Annotated in this window: 18 protein-coding genes; 9 read left to right on the top strand and 9 right to left on the bottom strand. The window is 69.8% G+C overall.

The window, feature by feature from the left end; genetic code table 11:
* The first annotated feature begins 116 nt into the window (after positions 1–116).
* Entirely contained in the window at positions 117–962 is an 846-nt protein-coding gene (locus IEZ15_RS19660; protein ID WP_189278485.1) for an LLM class F420-dependent oxidoreductase, read from the top strand.
* A gap of 234 nt (positions 963–1,196) precedes the next feature.
* Positions 1,197–4,697: a hypothetical protein gene (locus tag IEZ15_RS19655; RefSeq protein ID WP_189278483.1), complete on the top strand. Its 3,501-nt coding sequence runs from the start codon at positions 1,197–1,199 to the stop codon at positions 4,695–4,697.
* A 103-nt stretch (positions 4,698–4,800) separates the two neighbouring features.
* On the opposite strand, the gene IEZ15_RS19650 is transcribed toward IEZ15_RS19655, so the two are convergent.
* From IEZ15_RS19650 to IEZ15_RS19630, 5 genes are all read right to left on the bottom strand, one after another.
* Positions 4,801–5,586 carry a hypothetical protein gene (locus tag IEZ15_RS19650; RefSeq protein WP_114249096.1) on the bottom strand — a complete coding sequence of 262 codons (786 nt, stop codon included), beginning with the start codon at positions 5,584–5,586 and terminating at the stop codon, positions 4,801–4,803.
* Between the two features lie 96 nt (positions 5,587–5,682).
* Positions 5,683–6,330: an HAD family hydrolase gene (locus IEZ15_RS19645; protein ID WP_189278481.1), complete on the bottom strand. Its 648-nt coding sequence runs from the start codon at positions 6,328–6,330 to the stop codon at positions 5,683–5,685.
* 26 nt (positions 6,331–6,356) lie between these two features.
* Complete coding sequence (locus IEZ15_RS19640) at positions 6,357–7,124, bottom strand: CDP-alcohol phosphatidyltransferase family protein (protein WP_189278479.1); 768 nt, start codon at positions 7,122–7,124, stop codon at positions 6,357–6,359.
* Between the two features lie 66 nt (positions 7,125–7,190).
* Positions 7,191–8,144, bottom strand: coding sequence for a helix-turn-helix domain-containing protein (locus IEZ15_RS19635; RefSeq protein WP_189278477.1), 954 nt, complete (start codon positions 8,142–8,144; stop codon positions 7,191–7,193).
* Between the two features lie 330 nt (positions 8,145–8,474).
* Positions 8,475–8,666, bottom strand: coding sequence for a hypothetical protein (locus IEZ15_RS19630; RefSeq protein WP_373302587.1), 192 nt, complete (start codon positions 8,664–8,666; stop codon positions 8,475–8,477).
* Here IEZ15_RS19630 and IEZ15_RS19625 point away from each other — a divergent pair.
* On the top strand, positions 8,647–8,814 hold the full coding sequence (locus IEZ15_RS19625) for an ATP-binding protein (protein WP_373302586.1): 168 nt from the start codon (positions 8,647–8,649) through the stop codon (positions 8,812–8,814). The genes IEZ15_RS19630 and IEZ15_RS19625 overlap by 20 nt on opposite strands.
* Positions 8,815–8,920: 106 nt before the next feature.
* On the top strand, positions 8,921–9,775 hold the full coding sequence (locus IEZ15_RS19620) for an NmrA family NAD(P)-binding protein (protein WP_189278474.1): 855 nt from the start codon (positions 8,921–8,923) through the stop codon (positions 9,773–9,775).
* A 40-nt stretch (positions 9,776–9,815) separates the two neighbouring features.
* On the opposite strand, the gene IEZ15_RS19615 is transcribed toward IEZ15_RS19620, so the two are convergent.
* Positions 9,816–10,916 carry an alkene reductase gene (locus IEZ15_RS19615; RefSeq protein ID WP_189278471.1) on the bottom strand — a complete coding sequence of 367 codons (1,101 nt, stop codon included), beginning with the start codon at positions 10,914–10,916 and terminating at the stop codon, positions 9,816–9,818.
* Positions 10,917–11,108: 192 nt separating this feature from the next.
* Here IEZ15_RS19615 and IEZ15_RS19610 point away from each other — a divergent pair, with 192 nt between their 5' ends.
* The 3 genes from IEZ15_RS19610 to IEZ15_RS19600 all read left to right on the top strand — a co-directional run bounded on the left by IEZ15_RS19610 (position 11,109) and on the right by IEZ15_RS19600 (position 13,468).
* A complete protein-coding gene (locus tag IEZ15_RS19610; protein WP_189278470.1) occupies positions 11,109–11,453 on the top strand; it encodes a MerR family transcriptional regulator in 345 nt (114 codons plus the stop codon).
* Positions 11,454–11,896: 443 nt separating this feature from the next.
* Positions 11,897–12,622, top strand: coding sequence for a class I SAM-dependent methyltransferase (locus IEZ15_RS19605; protein ID WP_189278468.1), 726 nt, complete (start codon positions 11,897–11,899; stop codon positions 12,620–12,622).
* Between the two features lie 303 nt (positions 12,623–12,925).
* Positions 12,926–13,468, top strand: coding sequence for a DUF4232 domain-containing protein (locus IEZ15_RS19600; protein ID WP_189278466.1), 543 nt, complete (start codon positions 12,926–12,928; stop codon positions 13,466–13,468).
* Positions 13,469–13,756: 288 nt separating this feature from the next.
* Here the strand turns inward: IEZ15_RS19600 and IEZ15_RS19595 are convergent, their stop codons facing one another.
* The gene (locus tag IEZ15_RS19595) at positions 13,757–14,173 is read right to left on the bottom strand and encodes an RNHCP domain-containing protein (RefSeq protein ID WP_189278464.1); all 417 of its coding nucleotides are present in this window, start codon (positions 14,171–14,173) and stop codon (positions 13,757–13,759) included.
* A 39-nt stretch (positions 14,174–14,212) separates the two neighbouring features.
* Positions 14,213–14,614 (bottom strand): RNHCP domain-containing protein, encoded by a 402-nt coding sequence (locus IEZ15_RS19590; RefSeq protein WP_189278462.1) that lies wholly within the window; start codon positions 14,612–14,614, stop codon positions 14,213–14,215.
* 1,063 nt (positions 14,615–15,677) lie between these two features.
* Here IEZ15_RS19590 and IEZ15_RS19585 point away from each other — a divergent pair.
* On the top strand, positions 15,678–17,216 hold the full coding sequence (locus IEZ15_RS19585) for an IPT/TIG domain-containing protein (protein ID WP_229845979.1): 1,539 nt from the start codon (positions 15,678–15,680) through the stop codon (positions 17,214–17,216).
* An 87-nt stretch (positions 17,217–17,303) separates the two neighbouring features.
* On the opposite strand, the gene IEZ15_RS19580 is transcribed toward IEZ15_RS19585, so the two are convergent.
* The gene (locus tag IEZ15_RS19580; RefSeq protein ID WP_189278560.1) at positions 17,304–17,588 is read right to left on the bottom strand and encodes a hypothetical protein; all 285 of its coding nucleotides are present in this window, start codon (positions 17,586–17,588) and stop codon (positions 17,304–17,306) included.
* A gap of 71 nt (positions 17,589–17,659) precedes the next feature.
* Between IEZ15_RS19580 and IEZ15_RS19575 the strand changes: the two genes are divergently transcribed.
* Entirely contained in the window at positions 17,660–20,242 is a 2,583-nt protein-coding gene (locus IEZ15_RS19575) for a bifunctional FO biosynthesis protein CofGH (protein WP_189278458.1), read from the top strand.
* Positions 20,243–20,281: the final 39 nt, after the last annotated feature.

Raw genomic sequence — 20,281 nt, 5'->3', positions numbered from 1 at the left:
AACTCCGGGGAAACGGCGGGAGGCACGACCGGGGCCCGGTGTCCCGGACACTCGGCTTTCCACACCGCACCGCATACGTTGAGGCCCTCAGCGGATCACGACGGAGGTTTCCTCATATGCGGATCGCGACAACGATCTTCCTCACCGATGAGACGATCACGCCGCTGCGGCTCGCCCGCGAGCTCGAACAGCGCGGGTTCGCCGGGCTCTACCTACCCGAGCACACCCACATCCCGGTGAGCAGGGACACCCCCTACCCGGCGGGCGGCGAACTGCCTCCCGAGTACGGCCGCACCCTCGACCCCTTCGTCGCCCTCGCCCAGGCCGCCGCCGTCACCGAACGCCTCGCCCTCGGTACCGGCATCACGCTCGTCGCCCAGCACGATCCGATCGACCTGGCGAAGCAGATCGCCACCCTCGACCATCTCTCCGGCGGCCGGTTCACGCTGGGCCTCGGCTACGGCTGGAACGTCGAGGAAGCCGCGGACCACGGGGTGAACTGGTCGACGCGCCGGGACCTCGTCCGCGACCGCATGGCTCTGATGCGTGCCCTGTGGTCGGACGAACCGACGCCGTACGACGGCGAGTTCGGCTCGGTGCGGGCCAGCCACGCCTACCCGAAACCGGTCCGGGCGCCCCGCGGCCCGGTGAACGGCCCCCGCACCCTGATCGGCGGCGCGGCAGGCCCGAAGCTGTTCGCGCACATCGCGCAGTACGCCGACGGCTGGCTCCCGATCGGCGGCCGCGGCCTGACGGAGTCCGTACCGAAGCTGCGCGAGGCCTGGGAGTCGGCCGGCCGCGACCCGAAGCAGCTCCAGGTGGTCCCCTACGCGGTACTCCCGAGCCCGGGGAAGCTGGCGCACTACGCGGAACTGGGCATCGAGGAGGTCGTCCTGCAGCTGCCTCCGGCCGCAGAGGCGGAGGTGCTGCGGGCGCTGGACGCGTACGCGGAGTATCTGTAGCGACCCGCTGACGGAGGGAAGGCGCTCTGTCGATCGCCCCGTGGTGGGGCGCTGCTCCGGGCATCCTCATCCGGCCGGAATACACGCCCGTTCGGCGGTGCGTGTGTGCAATCATCATGTGCGTTCTTTACAAATCGCACACATGTTGCGTGCGTCCCGGGCCGTACCGCGTTCACGCGGCGTTCGTGAAGTCCCGGCGAAAATAACTCACTTCACCGGTCCGGGGGGAACGGAATGCCCAACCGCTCATGTACGGCCGCGAGATCCGCGGCGTACACCGCTCTGCTGCTCACATTGTCGGTCCTGCTCTCACTACTGATCCCCGCGGGTACCGGCCCGGCGTACGCCGCCGAGGCGGCCCCCGCATCAGCGGCTGCCGCTCCGGCCGACGAGAACTGTGACGCGCTGCCGCTCTCCGCCTTCGGTGAAGCCGCCCCGGCGGAAGGCACCGTGACCATCCCCGCGGACGGGACGGCCTGCCTCACCATCACGGCCGAAGCGCCCGGCCTCCACAAGGTCGTGCTGATCGGAGGCAACGCCGGGAACACGTACGCCGATGTCTTCGACGGCGAGACGGAGATCGACTGCTACGACCCCGAGTGGGGTGCCGGCTGGTGTCGGCTGCCCCGCACGGGGGACTTCACGCTCCGGCTGACGAACAACTGGCCCGAGCCGAGCAATCCCACCGTTGCCGTCGTTCCCCTCGGCACCACCAAGGGCTGCGCACCGGAGATCAGCACGGCCTGGGACACCACGCCCGTCGTCGGCTCGGCGACCGGGGCGAACGCCATCCAGTGCCAGCCGTTCACGGGCAGGCCCGGTGAGCGGATCACCAACAAGATTAAGACGACCGTGTACGGCGAGAGCCTGTCCTGGATCACCGACGAGACCGGTGCCCGGATCTGCCCGCACTTCAACGAGGACGACAGCGATGGCTGCGTACTGCCCGGCGACGGCCCGTACCGGGTCCTCTCCCAGGTCAGCTACGCGGAGCGAGGCTTCCCGGCCGAGTACACCCTCACCGTCCGCCGTATCTCCGACCCGGCCGGCTGCACCCATGTACCCCTGAACGGATACAACTCCGCGCCCACGACCGCGGTCCCGGCCAGCGGCTGCAAGACCTTCACCGCCCCGGCCGCCGGACGCTACAACGTGTACGGCGTCCACGACGACGCCCGTTCGGTGCTCGCCGTGTACGACCGGGACGGCAAGACCGTCTGCACCACCTGGAACGGCTGCGACCTTCCCGCTGCCGGTGACTACACCGTCTTCACCGACGACCCGACCCTCATCCTCGACGGCTCCGCCACCACCGGCTGCGAGCCCGTCGAGCTCGGTCTGTATCGTTCCGCGTTCACTGCGCCCGGTGAGATCGACTGCCTGTCCCTGCCACTCCCCGCGGACGCCCGCCTGGCCGTGCTGAAGGACCTCAGCGGGTCCGGGCCACGCCCCGAAGTGACCGTCGTCGACGCCGACGGCGTACAGCGGTGCGACTGGACCGACCTCTCGGCAGGTACGTGCGCACTCACCGGCAAGGCCCCGTTCCGAGCCCTGGTCTCCACCGACAGCCAGTCGAATCCGACCGGTCCGTACGCCCTCGCCCTGCACCGCACCGACACGGCGAGCGACTGCGCGGCCATCCCGGCGGGCGACTTCACCGCGACGAGCCCGGCGGCCCGGTTCTCCACCGGCGACGGTGTCTTCTCGCACTGCCTGACCATCCCGGCCGGCGACCACAGCGCTTACGAGAACCTTCAGCTCCAGGCGGCCCCCGGCACCACGTCCACCGCCGCCTTCACCGTCCTGGACCCGCACGGCAAGCAGGTCTGCTCGATCTACTCGTCCCTCTCCACCTGGACGACCTGCGAACTGGCGCCCGGCGTGGCCCACACCGTTCTCGTCACCGGCCGTGACACCGCCGCCGACTACACCCTGACCCGTCGCGATGTCACCGCGACCGCGAAGGGCTGTACCCCGAACCCGGCGACGAAGGTCGGTGGTCCGTCCACCGGCGGCACGATGGGCGCCCCCGGCGAGCTGCGCTGCCGCCAGGTCACCACCGCCGACGTCAAGGACACCCTGCACATCAATGTCCGCGACTCGCTCGGCACCGCGAACGTGGTGGTGTACGACGCCGACGGCACCGCCCTGTGCAACAAGAACCAGGCGTGCGCCGTCACCGGCTCCACCCACTACCAGGTCCTGGTCACCGTCCGATCGGGGCTGAAGGCCGCCGACTCGTACCGCTTCGACGCCCTGCGCATCGCCGGCGCGGAAGGACCGGCCGCCGAGTGCGAGAAGGTCCCCAACGTCGCCTTCGGGTACGGCCCGGTCACCGGCACCCTCGACGAGCAGCACACCGCCGTCTGTGCCGCACTGCCCACCGCGTACCGCGACTACTTCAAGATGGAGATCAGCGACACGACGGGCGCCACCGAGACGGCGGTACCCGCGCTGTACGACCCGAGCCTCGACAACGGCTGTATGCGCTTCATCCCGACCGGCTACGACTGCGCCGTGAACGAGCCGTACACCAAGGAGACCACCCCGAGCATCCTCGTCCTCTCGCTGCCGGAGAAGGCATCGAAGACCTCGTACGAGGCCGAGGCGGTCTGCACGTCCGTCCTCTGCGGCACGGAGCAGGTGACCATCGGGCAGATCACCCCGGCCACCGGGATCACCGGCACCAAGGTGACGGTCCAGCTGACCGGCACGTCCCTGCACAAGGACGACGAGGTCGTGCTGTCGCTCAACGGCAAGCAGATCACTTCGACCACCACCGCGGTCTCGGCGGACCGGCGGACGTTGACGGCCGTACTCGACCTGACCGGGGCCGCCGTCGGCACCTGGAACGTCGGCGTCAGCACCCACAACGGGTGGGGGTACCAGCGCGGCAGTTTCACCGTCACCGGGGCCCCGCTCAAGAACACCACGCCCCCGGCGATCACCGGCACCGCCAAGGTCGGTGACCGGCTCACCGCGACCACCGGCACCTGGACGCCCGCCCCGGCCTCGTACACCTACCAGTGGAACGCCGACGGCAAGGCGGTGACCGGCGCGACCGCGTCCACGTACACCGTCCCCGCCGCGCTGCTCGGCAAGAAGGTCACCGTCACCGTCACGGCCCAGCGCACCGGCACCCCGGACGTCCAGGCCACCTCGGCGACGGTCACGCCCTCCCGGGGGACGGCGCCCAGGGCCACCACGGCCCCGAAGATCACCGGAACCGCGAAGGTGGGTGCCAAGCTGACCGCCGCGGCGGGCAGTTGGACACCGTCCGCCACCTCGTACGCCTACCAGTGGAAGGCGGACGGCAAGGCGGTGACCGGCGCGACCGCGTCCACGTACACCGCCCCGGCATCGCTGCTCGGCAAGAAGGTCACCGTCACCGTCACGGCCCGTCGCACCGGCCACGCCGACGGCTCCGCGACCACCGCCCCGGTGAAGATCGCCACGGGCAGTGCGCCCAAGGCCACCAAGCAGCCCACGATCTCCGGCACGGCGAAGGTGGGCCGCACGCTCAAGGCCGCCCATGGCACCTGGACGCCCGCCCCGACCTCGTACGCCTACCAGTGGTACGAGAACGGCAAGGTGATCAAGGGGGCCACCAAGTCGTCGCTGACGCTCAAGTCCGCCCAGCGCGGCAAGAAGATCACCGTGAAGGTGACCGCCCGCCGCACCGGCCACGCCAACGGTTTTGCCACCAGCAAGGCGACCAAGGCGGTCGCGCGCTGACATCGGCAGTGTGATCAAAAGGGCCGGGCCTCTCACTGGGAGTGGGGTGCCCGGCCCTTTTGCGTACGGAAGTCGGCGGGCCGTTTCCCGGCCCGCCGCGTGGTCACTTCACCGTGACGGCGTCGCCGGTGGAGACGACCTTCATGGTCGTGGTCGTACCGAGGAACGCCCAGCGCCAGCTGCCCGAAGCGGTGGCTTTCACCGTCGCGCGGAGGTGGCCCTTGCTGTCCGTGGTCGCCGTCTTCACGGTGCTGTACGCGCCGCCGGGCTTCTTGTACTGCAGCTTCACCACCTGCTTGGTGAACGCGTGGTACTTGAGGTCCGTCCAGTTGGCCCGCGACAGCTTTCCGGTGACGGTCAGCGTGCCCCCCTTCCTGACCGGCTCGGGCGTGGCGTCCGTGGTCAGGGTCGCGGCGCGCTTCACCTTGAACAGGGCGATGCGGTCGGAGATCCAGTAGTCGCGGTCATTCGCCTGAACCGTGGCGTTGACCTGCCAGGTCCCCGCGACCGAGTTGGCGTCCCAGCCCTCGTTGCCGCTTCCGTAGAAGTCGATCCACGTCGGGTCGATCTGCATCGTCGCGGTGCACACGGACGTCGTCGTGCTGACCTTCTTGCACGTCGTGCCGAGGTGGTCGACCGGCCCATGGCCATTGGTCGCGTTGAACGCGGACACATCGGCGACCCCCTTCACCCCCGAGTTGTCCTTGATTGTCATGGTGATCAGGAAACGCTTGACGTTCTTGACCCCGACGATCACATTGCTGCCACCGTTCACGACGGTCTTGGTGACCCGGATGTCACCCCGCCCCTCCGCGTGAGCGGCCGGCGCCACCGCGACCCCAGCGGCCACTGCCGCGACCACGGAGGCCACAATGATTCTTCTTCGCATGTCCACCCCTGTTCTCCCCGCCCGGTGGCAGGGGGAGGACAGAGTAGCGGTCACCCTGACGTGCCTTACGTGCGAGAAACCAGAACTGACCAGGAGTCAGATATCCATCAAGAGCGTCGGCAGTTTGCGCATGTCGTCGAAGACCACGGTGTCGGGGCCCTCCAGCCAGTGCGCAGGGGTCAGCCCGCCCGCGTAGCCGAGCGACCGCATCCCGGCCGAACGTGCGGCCTGCACCCCGTACTTGCTGTCCTCGACGACGACGCAGGCCGAGGGATCCACGCCCATCCGCCGGGCCGCGTGGAGGAAGAGGTCGGGGGCGGGCTTGCCGTGCGCGACCTCGCCGGCGCTGAAGATGCGGCCCTCGAAGTGGGAGTGGAGTCCGGTGTGGCCGAGGGTGTGGCGCATCTTCTCGTGGCTGCCGCTGGATGCCACACAGGTGGGGAGCGTGATGGCGGCCAGCGCCTCGTGGATGCCGTCGACCGCGACGAGTTCGGCGTCGACGGCATCGCGGTGGAGCTGCTCGAAGCGCTCCTGCCAGACTGCGGACCGGCCCGGTAGGCGGGCGTCGATCAGCTCGCCGATGGACACGTTGGACCGGCCCACGAACTTTTCGACGACTTCGTCCGCCGTCAGTGGCCACCCCAGCTCGATACCCACCTCGACCTGGACGCGCACGGCGATTCGTTCGCTGTCGACGAGTACGCCGTCGCAGTCGAATATCACGAGTTCAGTGGGAGTGGTCATTCCGCCAGGATAGAGAAACCCGCACCTCAGCGAAGGCGCGAGGAGGACAGGATCGAGGCCAGGTGAGCCACGACCATGACCCAGGTGATGACCGCGATGGCCAGCACCGTCACCCGGGTCGCCTCGATGCTGCCCATGAACAGGTCGACCACGGCAACCGCCAGCAGGACGAGGGACGCCTCGATGCCGTTGGTGATCCGGTGGATCTTGAAGGCCGAGGCCAGCCGTCGCGCCGAGGCGAGCCCCGCCGACCGGGGCCGGGTCGCCTCGTCGTCCGCGACCGGCAGGCCACGGCGGGCACGTGCGACATCCACGAGGTCCGTGGACGCCTTCAGCAGTACGACTCCGAGTGCCGCCGCGAGTCCCACCGACACCCAGAGGTCCGAGGAGCCGCGCGCTGCCCGGAACCCGGCCCCGATCATCAGCGCCGCGTCCGCCAGGTAGGCCCCGAGCCGGTCGACGTAGATGCCCGTCGCGCTGTTCTGACCCTTCCAGCGCGCCACTTCGCCGTCCACACAGTCGAAGAGCAGGAACAGCTGGAAGAGCACCGCCGCGAGCAGGGCCCCTGTCAGGCCGGGTATGAGGAGCGCGAAGCCGGAGGCCACCCCGCACACCACCATCGTCCAGGTGAGCTGATCGGGCGTCACGCGCGTACGCACCAGCTGCCGGGTGGTCCGCAGGGAGATCCGCCGCATGTACAGGCGGCCCGCCCAGTGCTCCCCGTTACGGCTCTGAAGCTTCGCGTTCGGCTGACAGACCTCACGCAGCTCTGCCAATGCCGGAGCACTCGTCATGACGTTCCTTCACCCACCTGTCCCGTGGCCCAGCAGTGATCACCACAGGGTAGAGACCCCACTTGTTCAGGCCGACAGGAGGTGCGGCTCGTCGGCTGCGCAGTCGTGGCAATTTCCTGGGGTGGGGGAGCGGAAAGCGCGGTCGCAGCGGTCGCAGTTCTGGAGCGGGGCGGGCTGGTGGGCGGGAGTGGTCGGGGGTGGGAGGAGGGCGATGAGGCGGTGCCTCAAGAATTTGGCCGGGAATCTGAGGGGCTGGGGGAGGTCGCTGGTGAGGGCCTGGCGGACGGCGGCGGGCGTGGTGCCGCGTTCGAACCAGGTGGCGACGGCGGGGGCGAGGTGGTGGATGTCGCGTTCGGTGAGGGTGATGTGGGGTGCGCGGCGGTGGAGGTCGGTGAGGAGCGCGGTGGCGGCGTCGAGGAGTTGGGGGAGGGGTTCGGTGGGTCGGGGGAGTGGCGGGGGCTTGGGTGCGGCGGGGGATGTGGGGCGCGGTGCAGGTGTGGGGGCTACGGCTGTGGGGGCCGGTGCGGGTGCCTCGGGGGTCGGTGGTGCGGGAGTGGCGACCGGGGCCAGGGCGGGGGCAGGGGCAGCGATTGGGGCTGGGTGGCTGCGCTTGGGGCGTCGCTTGGGGGCCGGGACGGGGCGGGCGTCGATGGAGCCAGGTTGGTTGTACGAGCAGGTGCGGGTGACGACGCGGCCGTCGGGGAGGCGTTCGCGGGTGCGGCGCAGGTAGCCGTGGACTTCCAGTTCGCGCAGTGCGGCGGCGATGCGGGCCTCGCTGTCCGGGAAGCGTTCGGTGAGGGGTTTGATCCCGACCTTCGTCCCGGCGGGGAGCGACTGGATGTGCGTGGCGAGGCCGATTGCGAGGAGGGAGAGCTCGCGGTGCTGGGCGAGGTGGTTGCCGACGACCGTGAAGTGGCTGGTGTGGCGGGAGTTGATGTGTACGACACCGGATGACGGCGTGGCGTCCCCGCGAACGGGAGACGGGGCGCGCGAGGGCGCGCTAATCTGCTGGGTATCCATCGGGAAGCCCTTACTTCCTCGGTGGTCAGGCCCTCGATCGGGATTGCGAGTCCCGGCCGGGGGCCGACGTATGTTTGCGGTTGTCGCGGCGAGCATATGCCAGCCAACCGCTGTGAAATCCAGCTCAGTTGGCAAACCTCACCCGTGTGGGTGACGGGCCTCTGGCTGAGGCCGGGGGAGGGGTTTGGTTGGGAAGTTCCTTCTTCCCAAAGCCTTTAAAGCCTTTACGTCGGGGGCCGCCGCGTCGCGGTCGACCGGGTCGCGGCGCACCGGGTCGCGGCTGTCGCGATCCGGTGCGGGACCAGGTGTGCCAGGCGGATCGGGCCGCGCTCAGCCCTGGCGCGCCTCGAGATCGTTGATCAGCCTTGGATGCGTGTGGATCTCCAGGTGGGCCACGTGCTGCTTGCCCTTGGGCGTGACCGGTGTGACCGGGCCGTCCAGGCTTGGCTGTTCGGTGCGATCAAGCGGCATCAGCTGAATTTGTGCCGTCCGGAGGCGACCAATGTGCAGGAGCTTCCGCAACTGTTCCTCGGAGCAGCGCCGCCTCCGGGCCGACGCGGAGTCCGGGTACGGCCTGCACCTGGTCGAGGCGCTGGCCACGTCCTGGGGAATCACCGACCGGGTCGTGGGCAAGACGGTCCGGGCCGAGTTGTTTGCCGGTCATCATTGAGACGGATACGCGGCAGGGCCGACGCCCACCACCCGGGACCCTCCCGGTGGCGGGTCCGGCCGCCGCTGCTCAGCATGGACCCATATCCGTCGACCAGGGAGACCTCATGTCCATCGCGGTACTCGGAGCGACCGGTGGCCAGGGCGGCGCGGTGGCCGCCGCTCTGTTGGAGGCGGGGCGTGCCGTGCGCGCCGTGGTGCGTGATCCCGGCAGCGGGCGTGCCAGGGCGTTGGCGGCGGCCGGAGCGGAGGTCGTCCCCGGCAACCTGTTCGACGCGGGCTCGCTCGCCGAGGCGTTCCGGGGCACGACGGCCGCGTTCGCCGTGACCACGCCGTTCCAGGACGGTCTGGAAGCGGAGGTGGCCCAGGGAGCGGCAATCGTGCGGGCCGCCGAGGACGCCGCACTGCCGCATCTGGTGCTGGCCTCCGTCGCCAGTGCGGACCGCGCCACCGGCATCCCGCACTTCGAGACCAAGGCCAGGACCGAGGAACTGCTCGCAGGCTCCGGACTTCCGGCGACGGTGGTGGCACCGACCTACTTCTACGACAACGCGCTGGGCGCGCTGGACGAGGTCGCCGCCGGTCTCCTCACCATGCCGCTTCCCGGCGACACCCCGCTCCAGCAGGTGGCACGGCAGGACCTGGGCCGGGTCGTGGCCGCGGTCGTGGCCGATCCGGACCGCTGGATCGGGCAGCGGATCGAGGTGGCGGGCGACGATCCCACGCCGGTCCGGATGGCGGAGGAGATCGGACGGGCCGCGGGCGGAAAGGTCGCGTTCCGGCAGACGCCGCTGGCGGACCTGTGCACCACCAGCCCCGACATGTTCGCCATGTACAGCTTTCTGGCGGACACCGGTTACCAGGTGGACCTGGAGGCATTGCGTACGCAGTTCCCCACCGTCCCCTGGACCTCGTACGCGGCGTGGGCGGACACCCAGGACTGGCCGACACCTCGCCCGTGACCCCCGTGTCCCGTTCCTGCCGGCGCACCGGGGGTACCGATCACCGCGCGGGCGAGACCCCGGTTCGGCCGCGTCCCGCCCCGTCGCTGAGGCGGGGGTAGTCCACATACCCTTCCGCGCCGCCTCCGTACATGCCGGTCGTGCGCATCGGATTGAGCGGGGCGTCCGAGGCGATGCGTTGTGGCAGGTCCGGATTGGCCAGGAACAGCCGCCCGAAGGCGTAGACGTCGGCAAGACCGGCACGCAGCGTCCTTTCGGCCTGTCCCCGGCCTCCGGGCTCGGGGCCGTCGCAGGTGGCCACGACGGTTCCGTTCCAGCGGGGGCGCAGGTCCTCCAGGGCGGCGTACTTTCCGGACTGCACCACGTGCAGGTACGCCAGTCCCATTCCGTCCAGCGCGTCCAGCAGCCGGTGGTAGCGCGGGGCCGGATCGGACTCGACGATGTCGAGGAGCGGGTTGCCGGGGGAGATGCGCAGCCCGGTGCGGTCCGCTCCGATCGTGGCTGCGACGGCTTCGACCACCTCGATCGCGAAGCGGACCCGGTCGGAGTAGCCGTCGGTGCGCAGGTTTGCGTTGTCGGACAGGAACTGGGCGATGAGGTAGCCGTAGGCGCCGTTGATCTCGACCCCGTCGAAACCGGCGTCGATCGCGTTGCGTGCGGCCGTCGCGTGGGACCGGACGGTCTCGGCGGTCTCGGCTGCGGACAGTTCATGGGGGGCGACGTAATCCTTCGGGCCGGCGGCGGTGAAGATCTGGCCGTGCGAGATCGCCACGGCTGACGGAGCGACCGGCTGCTCGCCGCCGAGGAGGTCGGGGTGGCTGACGCGGCCCACGTGCCACAACTGGGCGAAGATGCGGCCGCCGGCGGCGTGCACGGCCCGAGTCAGCCGACGCCAGCCTTCGACATGAGCCGACTCGGTCAGGCCGGGGACGCCGGGGCCTCCCTTGCCGAGGGGGTGCGGCCAGATGCCTTCGCTGACGATGAGGCCGGCGGCGGCACGCTGGGTGTAGTACTCCGTCATGATCGGTGTCGGGACGCCGGTGGTGTCGTCGGCGCGGGCGCGGGTCATCGGCGCCATGGCTGTCCGGTTGGGCAGGTGGAGCGCGGTGCTGCGGTAGGGCGTGAGCAGGGGGGAGTTCATGGCTTTCCCTCGGATCGCAGTGACATGCGTGAACAGCGCGGGCACCGCCTGAAACAACCTGGGGCGGGCGCACCCTTGGCGCAGCTATCCGGCCACGGCCACGGCCCCGGCGATCGCGCGGAATGCCGGCTCTTGGGGTGACGTTAAGGCTTCACATCGATGGCAAGGTCAAGCTGAGACGGGGGAAGGCGCATGCTGATCGGGGAGTTGTCCCGGCGTACCGGGGTCAGCGCGCGGTTGCTGCGGTACTACGAGGCGCAGGGCCTGCTCGATGCCAGGCGCGGTGCGAACGGGTACCGCGACTACGACGAGGAGTCGGTGGTCACGGTGCGGCAGGTTCGGGCCTTGCTGAACGCGGGACTTTCCACCGAGGTGATTCGTTCCGTGCTGCCGTGCACCAGGGGCGAGCAGCCGGGATTCGACTGGTGTGCGGACCTGCGGGCCATCCTGGAAGGGGAGGTGGCCGCCATGGACGAGCGACTCGACGACCTTCGGCGTACCCGTGGCACCCTCGCGGGTTACCTGGCGCAGCCCTGACCGTTCCTAGCCAGTGTGCATGAGTGAGTCCTGGACCCACCGATGTGTACTGGGCGCATCCCGAACGGTGTTGGATGCGCTGGGTTGCCGCTTTCTCGTCCCGTTCGGCGGCACGTCTCCGGGGGCGTGGTCCGTTGCGGGTGGGCGGGTTCCCTCGCGCCCTCGGGTGCCTGGCCCGGCCTGGGCGGTCCGATGCCCCGCACAATCTCTCCGGTCGTGTGGGGGCGGTGCCGTCCGACGCCGGATCGGGTGTCCGAGGGCACGTCGTCCCCGCGAGCTTGTGGATCGGGGCTCACGCGGCTGGGTCGTCGACCAGACGGCTGAGGTCCGTCATCTGAACTCGCTCCATCCAGGTGATCGACCGGAGAACGTCACTGATGGGGATACCGGCACTGCTGGAAATTGCGTAGCGTCCACACCCAGCTGCCCATACGTTCGGCCGCATGGCTGACGAGTGTTTCGGGCATCCACGCCTCGCCGCGATCTATGACCCACTCGACCCTGACCGCAGCGATCTCGACGCGTACGTCCACATGACGGATGAGTTCGAAGCGCGTCGGGTGCTGGACATCGGCTGCGGGACAGGCGTGTTCGCGCTCCTGCTGGCCGATCGCGGGGTCGAGGTAGTTGGCGTCGATCCCGCCCAGGCATCCGTCGGCGTGGCGCGCGGCAAGCCAGGCAGCGAGCGCGTGCGCTGGATCTGTGGTGATGCGACGACGCTCCCGCCGCTGAGGGTTGACCTGGTGACCATGACAGCGAACGTTGCCCAGGCCATCGCCGATCCACAGACGTGGCGGAAGACCCTGCGAGGGGCTTACGAAGCACTGCGGCCCGGCGGGCATCTGGTCTTCGAGACCCGGGACCCGGCCAGACGCGCCTGGGAAGAGTGGAACCGTGAGGCTTCGTACACAGTGACGGAGATCCCGGACGTCGGCGACGTCGAGAGCTGGGTGCAGTTGATCGAGGTGAGCGAGCCGCTGGTGACGTTCCGCTGGACGTATGTATTCGGCGCGGACGGGCAGGTGCTGACGTCGGATTCCACGTTGCGTTTCCGTGGGCAACAGGAGGTCGAGGCCGAGCTGACCGCGCAGGGATACGTGGTCGAGGACGTACGCGACGCTCCTGACAGGCCGGGCAGGGAGTTCGTCTTCGTCGCGCGACGTCCGTAGGGCACCGGCCTCACGTAGCTCAGCGTGATGCTCAGGTCGGGTACGGACATCGCACGCTGCCATCGGTCCCGCTGTGCTGGATTGGACGCTGAGCGAGGTCGCGGGCCGTTGCGGGGTCCTCCCCACGACGCTGCAACGGCCCGCACCGCATGAGTTCTCGTACGCGGCCACAGTTGGGAGCCTGGCTGTCGGAAAAAGGTTCTCCGGCACACCGAACCACTCCCGGGCATTGCACATCTTCAGGTGCGTAGGCGCGCGCTGACTTCGCGCGCCGATTCGTATTCGAGGGGAACCCGGAACTTCATGAAGAGCAAGCTGACCGCCGTAGCCCTTGCCGCCGTCGTCGTCGCCGGCACTGCCGCTACCGCCATCCCGGCCTCGGCCGCCCCCGCCGGGGCCGAGCCGACCCGCTGCCACACCGCCGACCTGAAGGCCGGCTTCGCCATGGGGGATGACGCGAAGCCGGAGATGGAGCAGACCGAGAAGCAGACCCAGGCGTACGTCTGGTTCACCAACCGGAGCAAGCGCACCTGCACCCTGTCCGGCTTCGCCGGTGTCGACATGATCGGCGCTCAGAAGACCGACGGCACCTGGTCGCTGGTGCGCTCCTCCAAAAAGCCCGAAAAGATGATCCTGAAGCAGGGGGACACGGTGGACTTCAGCATCATCCTGCTCCCGGTGGCCAAGTCCACGCCGCAGAAGGAGAAGTTCGTTCCGGCGGAGTTCCTGGTCACCCCGCCGAACGAGACGGAGCACTTCACCCTGAAGTGGCCGTTTGGCGGCCAGATCCTCAAGCAGGACGGCGCCACCCACCCGGCCACCTACCTCAACCCGGTCGGGCTGTAACCAACTGGACAGCCTCTGAGCTTCCCTTCGGCGTCGCTGGTGGCCACCGCAGGACTCCCGGAATGAGGTGAAGCCTCCGGGTGCCGCGACCTCCAGCGGGAGATCCAGGAGGGCCTCGACGTCGTCGACGGTTTTCGTTCCGATGTTCCTCACCCCCCGGCCATCGCGTGACAGCCCGCGCGATCTGCTCCGGGGAACGGGGGCTTCGTGCCCGACGAGGGGCGCGGAGCGGCGGCATCCCGGCGGCCGGTCCCTGCCGCGCACGCGGCGAGGACCGGCCGCCCCGTGTCACAGCGTGAGCAGTGCTCGTACGGGGATGAAGGTGTCCGACAACGGGCGTACGGCCATCCGCAGCAGTGCGAGGGCGTTGTCGTCCCCCGCGATGCGGTTGGCGCTGAGCTCGCCGCAGGTCAGGCACTCATGGATGATCAACCACTCCCCGTCCTGCCGGACGGACAGGCTCAGCGCCGTCATCCGCCCGCGGCAGCCGGACGCCCGGTCACCCGGTATCCGCTGGTCCACGTGGAGGCTGGTCAGGCAGTGCGGGCAGTGATTGCGATGGGCGGTGCCCGGTGCGGTCAGCGGCACGTCGAGCCGGCAGCCGACACAACGGAACGCATCGCCGTGAGCGCCGCCCGGTCCGTGCAGGACATCCTTTCGTCTCTGTGGGCGGTGTGTTGATCGCCGGGGTCTACGTCGTGGCATGTTCGGATCTCCGTCCGTCCCGCGGTCGTCGTCGGCGATTCACAGGTCACCGAACGCTTCGAGCGGGAAGGGCGGTTGAGCCAGAGGACGTACGGCCATCCGCATCAGGATCAGCTGGTTGTCGTCTCCGCAGACCGGGTTCGAGGTCAGCTCGTCGCAGCGGGTGCAGCGGTGGATGACCATCCAGCCACCGGTGCGGAGCACCGCGATGGAGATCGGGGTCATACGCGCCCCGCAGTCGGACGGTCCGCCCTCGACGTGGTCGAGGCAGTGCTGCGAGTGCAGGCAACTGGGGCAGTGGTTGCGACGGCTGCCGTCGGGCGCGAGCGTGGCGACGGTCAGCCCGCACCGCAGGCAGGTGAAGGTGTCGGTCCTCAGACAGGCGCCGGCGCCGTTGGCGGAGGACTTGGTCGAACGGTTCTTGGGGTTGTCGGTGGACACCCGGTTTTCTCCTTGCCGAAGAGGATGAGCAATGCAGCAGGGAAGTACCGAGCAGCCCTCGGGGGCGGGGCCTCAGAGGCGTGAGTCGTCAGCCGGGATCACGTATTGACGAGACGGAAACGCGTACCGGTCAGGGAACGCGGGTCAGCGCGATGCCGCGGGCGTGCGCATGCACGCAGCTCCGATGGCCCCGGCGCGGATGGAGGCGCGACGAGGGAAGCTCGGAACTACTGGCCGGGGCATACATCAACTTCTTTCCAGGGCAGGCGCCCATGGTTCGGCGACGGTCGACACCGTGGTCGAGGTGACCGTAACAATGCGCCCGGGCCGGATCCAGCGATTATCGGGCCGCGCGGATACGGATGGGGTGGCCCGGCCGTGGAGCGGGCCGGGCCACCCCGGGCAGGGGAAGGGGCGTGTTCAGGGGGGTCCTGGTGGTTCTCGCCGAAAAGCAACGCACACCGCCAATATCAACCGCGGCGGTGATCGCGGTCCAGCCGATGCCCGGCGGTGAGATGGGGGTGAAAGCCGGTGGCCGGCCGAGGCTGTCGAACGCCAACGTCGTTCGCTGGGCTGAATGGGTGATTCTGCGAGGCCGTTCCTTGTCACCTATTTGACATTATGCATCACTCTGAGTAGTGGAACCGGTGGGCCGCCCATCCCGTGCCGGGGAAATCGTGCTGGAGGGCGGGTTGCATCGGTTCTCTTGCGTTGTAGCGGGAGCTTCCGGGGACCGCCGAGACAACACCAGCCCGCCTTGCAGCAGCCGGCCGCACTGCAGCAGGCGAAGCCCACAGCGGCATCACTCGTGCCTTGGGCCCTGCTCTGCGCCCGGAGCCTGGCCTCTGGTTCCCCGATACGTGCTCAGAAAGGCATCCCCATGCCCGTTCTGCCCCGGCCCCATCCGCTTCTGGCAACCGAAACCGTGTCGCGGCAAAGCGCAGCTCTGCTACTGCCGCCATCAGGAGCCACCATCCCCGTCGGCGGCTCCCCGCTCGGAGTGACACTGACCCCGGACGGGGCACGTGCCTACGTTGCGAACCGCGCGTCAAACACCGTCAGTGTGATCGACACCGCCACCGAGACCGTCACCGCGACCATAGCCGCCGCCGGCGGGCCGACACTTCTGGCCTTCTCGCCGGACGGTACGCGCGCCTACCTGACCCTGTTCGACGACGGCGCTGTCGACGTGATCGACACCGCCGCCGGCACCATCACGGCAACCATCGCGGTTGGCGCCGGAGCTGTCGGCGTCGCGGTCGGCCCGGACGGCAACCGCGCCTACGTCACCAGCCAGAACGTCAACACCCTCAGCGTGATCAACACGGCCACCGACACCGTCACCGCCACCTTGACGGTCGGCGCCGGTCCTGTCGGCGTCGCCATCTCCCCCGACGGCACCCGCGGCTATGTTGCCAACACCGGCGACGGCACCGTCAGCGTGATCGACACCGTCACCAACACCGTGACCGGCAGCATCCTCGTCGGCGACGTACCGGTGCTGGTCGCCTTCACCCCGGACGGCTCCCGCGCCTACGTCAGCACTGCCGGCGAGAACGCCGTCAACGTGATCGACACGGCCAGTAACACGGTGACCGCCACCATCCCTGTCATCACACCCCGCGTCGTGGCCATGAGCCCGGACGGGGTTACCGCCTACGTGGCCGACTTGAGCGCCGACACCGTCACCGTGCTCGACGTCACCACCAACACCGCCGCCGGCACCATCCCCGTGGGCAACGGTCCCACGGGTGCAGCCATCTCCCCGGACGGGACCCGCCTGTACGTAACGAACACCACCGACAACACCGTCAGCGTGGTCCCCCTGACCCTCGTACCCGACCAAGGCCCCGCCGCCGGCGGCATCATCCTGACCATCCGGGGCCACAACCTGGCCCCGGTCACCGCCGTGCGATTCGGCGACACCGCCGCCACCATCCTGGCCAGCACCGCGACCTCGGTCACCGTGAGAATCCCACCCGGATCGGGCGCGGTTCCGGTCACGGCCACCACTCCCGGGGGCACCGGCGTTCTCGGCACCTTCTACTACCGCCCCGCCCCCCTCCTGACCGGCATCACCACCATCAGCAACCCCTACGGCGGCGCGGGCCCCGCCATGGGCCCGCTCGGAGGTGGAGGCACCGCGGTCATCACCGGAGTCAACCTTTCCGGCGCCACGGCGGTGCGCTTCGGCCCGACAAGGCAGGCCGTCATCCAGTCGGTGACCGACACCGCCATCACCCTCGGCATCCCCGGCGTCCCGGCCCCCGGCCCGGTACCAGTCACCGTCCTCACCCCCGGCGGCAGCGCAGGCGGCCTCACCTTCACCTACCTCAACGTACCCGCCCTGACCGGTGTCAGCCCCGCCGCCGGACCCACCGGCGGCGGCACCGACGTCACCATCACCGGCACCAACCTCGCCACCACCCACGAGGTCACCTTCGACGGCACCCCCGTCCCTTTCACCGCCATCTCCGACCAGCAGATCAGCGCCACCGCCCCGCCCCACCCCGCCGGACAGGGCATCACCATCGCGGTCAACACCCTCGGCGGCAGCTACCCCTGGAGCATCTACACCTACGAAGACGGCCCCGCCATCTGACACCCACGGCTGCCCGGCAGCAGTCGGTCCGGGACGACGTCCGGCGCGGACGGGATTGTCAGGCTGCCGACCTGAGCGAGGCCGCCGTCACAGCCGGTCGCGCGCGACGGGCAGCCGCGGGTCAGTCTCCTGGCGAGTGACCGGCTGTGTGATGCGCCCTGCGCTCAGCTCCAGGTGGTTGCCGGTGAAGCGGGCTCGCATGCGGCGGTCGTGGGTGACGACGACGTCCGGCACGGTGAGGATCACGACGCCGGCCTGTGCGGCGGCCTCGGCACCGTCGGTCAGTTCGCGGCCGCGCCGACCGGTGGACCGCCAGCTGCCTCGTGCGGGGCGCCCGTATGGGCGGCGACGGTTTCCCCCGGCCCCGGTCATGCCCGGCGGCCACGGTCACGCCTGGCGGAGGCCCTGGTCCGGGGCGTGCGCCTCGCTCGTATGCTCGCTTCATGACCGATCCTCAGCGCGGACGTCCGACCACCAATTCCATGCGGCGCGCCCTCAAGCGGGCCCGCGACGGTGTCGCTCTCGATGTGACCGAGGCCGCCGTGCTGCTCCAGGCGCGAGGTGACGATCTGACGGATCTCGCAGCCTCGGCCGCCCGGGTGCGTGACGCCGGCCTCGAAGCCGCCGGCCGGCCTGGTGTCATCACGTACTCCCGCAAGGTCTTCATCCCGCTGACCCGGCTCTGCCGCGACAAGTGCCACTACTGCACCTTCGTCACCGTCCCCGGCAAGCTCCGGCGCGCGGGCCACGGGATGTTCCTGTCGCCCGACGAGGTGCTGGACATCGCCCGCAAGGGCGCGGCCATGGGCTGCAAGGAAGCGCTGTTCACCCTCGGCGACCGGCCCGAGGACCGCTGGCCCGAGGCGCGGGAGTGGCTGGAGGCCGAGGGGTACGACGACACCCTCGCGTACGTACGCGCCATGGCGATCCGCGTCCTGGAGGAGACCGGCCTCCTCCCGCACCTCAACCCGGGCGTGCTGACCTGGACCGACCTCCAGCGGCTCAAGCCCGTCGCCCCCTCCATGGGCATGATGCTGGAGACGACGGCGACCCGCCTGTGGTCCGAACCGGGCGGCCCGCACCACGGCTCCCCGGACAAGGAACCGGCCGTACGCCTGCGCGTCCTCGAAGACGCGGGCCGCTCCAACGTCCCGTTCACGACCGGCATCCTGATCGGGATCGGCGAATCGTACGAGGAGCGCGCCGACTCCCTCTTCGAGCTGCGCAAGACCGCCCGCGCCTACCACGGCATCCAGGAAGTCATCGTCCAGAACTTCCGTGCCAAGCCGGACACCGCGATGCGCGGCATGCCGGACGCCGAGCTGGAGGAACTGGCCGCGGCCATCGCCGTGGCCCGGCACATCCTCGGCCCGTCCGCCCGCATCCAGGCCCCGCCGAACCTCGTCGACGCCGAGTACGCGCTGCTCATCGGCGCGGGCATCGACGACTGGGGCGGCGTCTCCCCGCTCACCCCCGACCATGTGAACCCCGAACGCCCCTGGCCCCACATCGACGAACTGGCCGCCAGGACAGCCGAGTCCGGCTTCACGCTCCGCGAACGCCTCACCATCTACCCGGAGTTCATCCAGCGCGGCGAGCCCTGGCTCGACCCCCGCCTGCTCCCGCACGTCCGCGCCCTCGCCGACCCGGAGACGGGTCTCGCGAAGGAGGGCGCGATCCCCGTCGGCCTGCCCTGGCAGGAGCCCGACGAGGAGTTCGGCGCCACCGGCCGCACCGATCTGCACCGCACCATCGACACGGAGGGCCGCACCGGCGACCGCCGCGAGGACTTCGACGAGGTGTACGGGGACTGGGAGGCGCTGCGTGAGGCGGCGGCCCCCGGCATGGTCCCGTCCCGCATCGACGCCGACGTACGCCAGGCGCTCGGCCAGGCCGCCGACGATCCGACGGGACTCACCGACGACCAGGCGCTCGCCCTGCTCCACGCGGACGGCCCGGCGCTCGACGAACTGTGCCGGATCGCGGACACGCTGCGCCGCGACGTGGTCGGTGACGACGTCACGTACATCGTCACCAGGAACATCAACTTCACCAACGTCTGCTACACCGGCTGCCGCTTCTGCGCCTTCGCCCAGCGGCGCACCGACGCCGACGCGTACACCCTCTCCCTGGACCAGGTCGCCGACCGGGCCGCGCAGGCGTGGGACGTCGGCGCGGTCGAGGTCTGCATGCAGGGCGGCATCCACCCGGACCTGCCCGGCACCGCGTATTTCGACATCGCGCGGGCGGTGAAGGAACGCGTACCCGGCATGCATGTGCACGCCTTCTCCCCGATGGAGGTCGTCAACGGGGCGACCCGCACCGGCATGTCCATCCGCGACTGGCTGATCGCCGCGAAGGAGGCCGGGCTCGGTTCGATCCCCGGTACGGCGGCCGAGATCCTGGACGACGAGGTCCGCTGGGTCCTCACCAAGGGCAAGCTGCCCACGGCGACCTGGCTGGAGGTCATCAGGACCGCCCACGAGGTGGGCCTGCGATCGTCGTCGACGATGATGTACGGCCACGTCGACCAGCCCCGCCACTGGCTCGGCCACCTGAGGACCCTGGCGAACCTCCAGCAGGAGACCGGCGGCTTCACGGAGTTCGTCACCCTTCCCTTCATCCACACCAACGCCCCGGTCTACCTGGCAGGCATCGCCCGCCCCGGCCCGACCGACCGCGACAACCGCGCCGTCACCGCCATGGCCCGGCTCCTGCTCCACCCGCACATCACCAACATCCAGACCAGCTGGGTGAAGCTCGGCACGGAGGGCGCGGCCGAGATGCTGCGCTCGGGCGCCAACGACCTGGGCGGCACGCTGATGGAGGAGACCATCTCCCGGATGGCGGGCTCCGGTTACGGCTCGTACCGTTCCATCCAGGACCTCGTGGCGATCGCGGAACTCGCGGGCCGCCCGGCGAAGCCGCGTACGACGCTGTACGGGGAAGTGCCGCAGGAGCGGGTGGCGGCGGCTGCCGCGTCCGACGGACACCTTCCGGAGCTGCTTCCCGTGCTGCCGGACTGAGCCGTCTGCCCTCACCGACCGGCCATGCGTACGGTCCGC

The organism is Streptomyces atratus (genome assembly GCF_014648655.1).
GTDB lineage: Bacteria > Actinomycetota > Actinomycetes > Streptomycetales > Streptomycetaceae > Streptomyces > Streptomyces atratus.
This window is presented reverse-complemented; position numbering and strand designations above follow the sequence as displayed.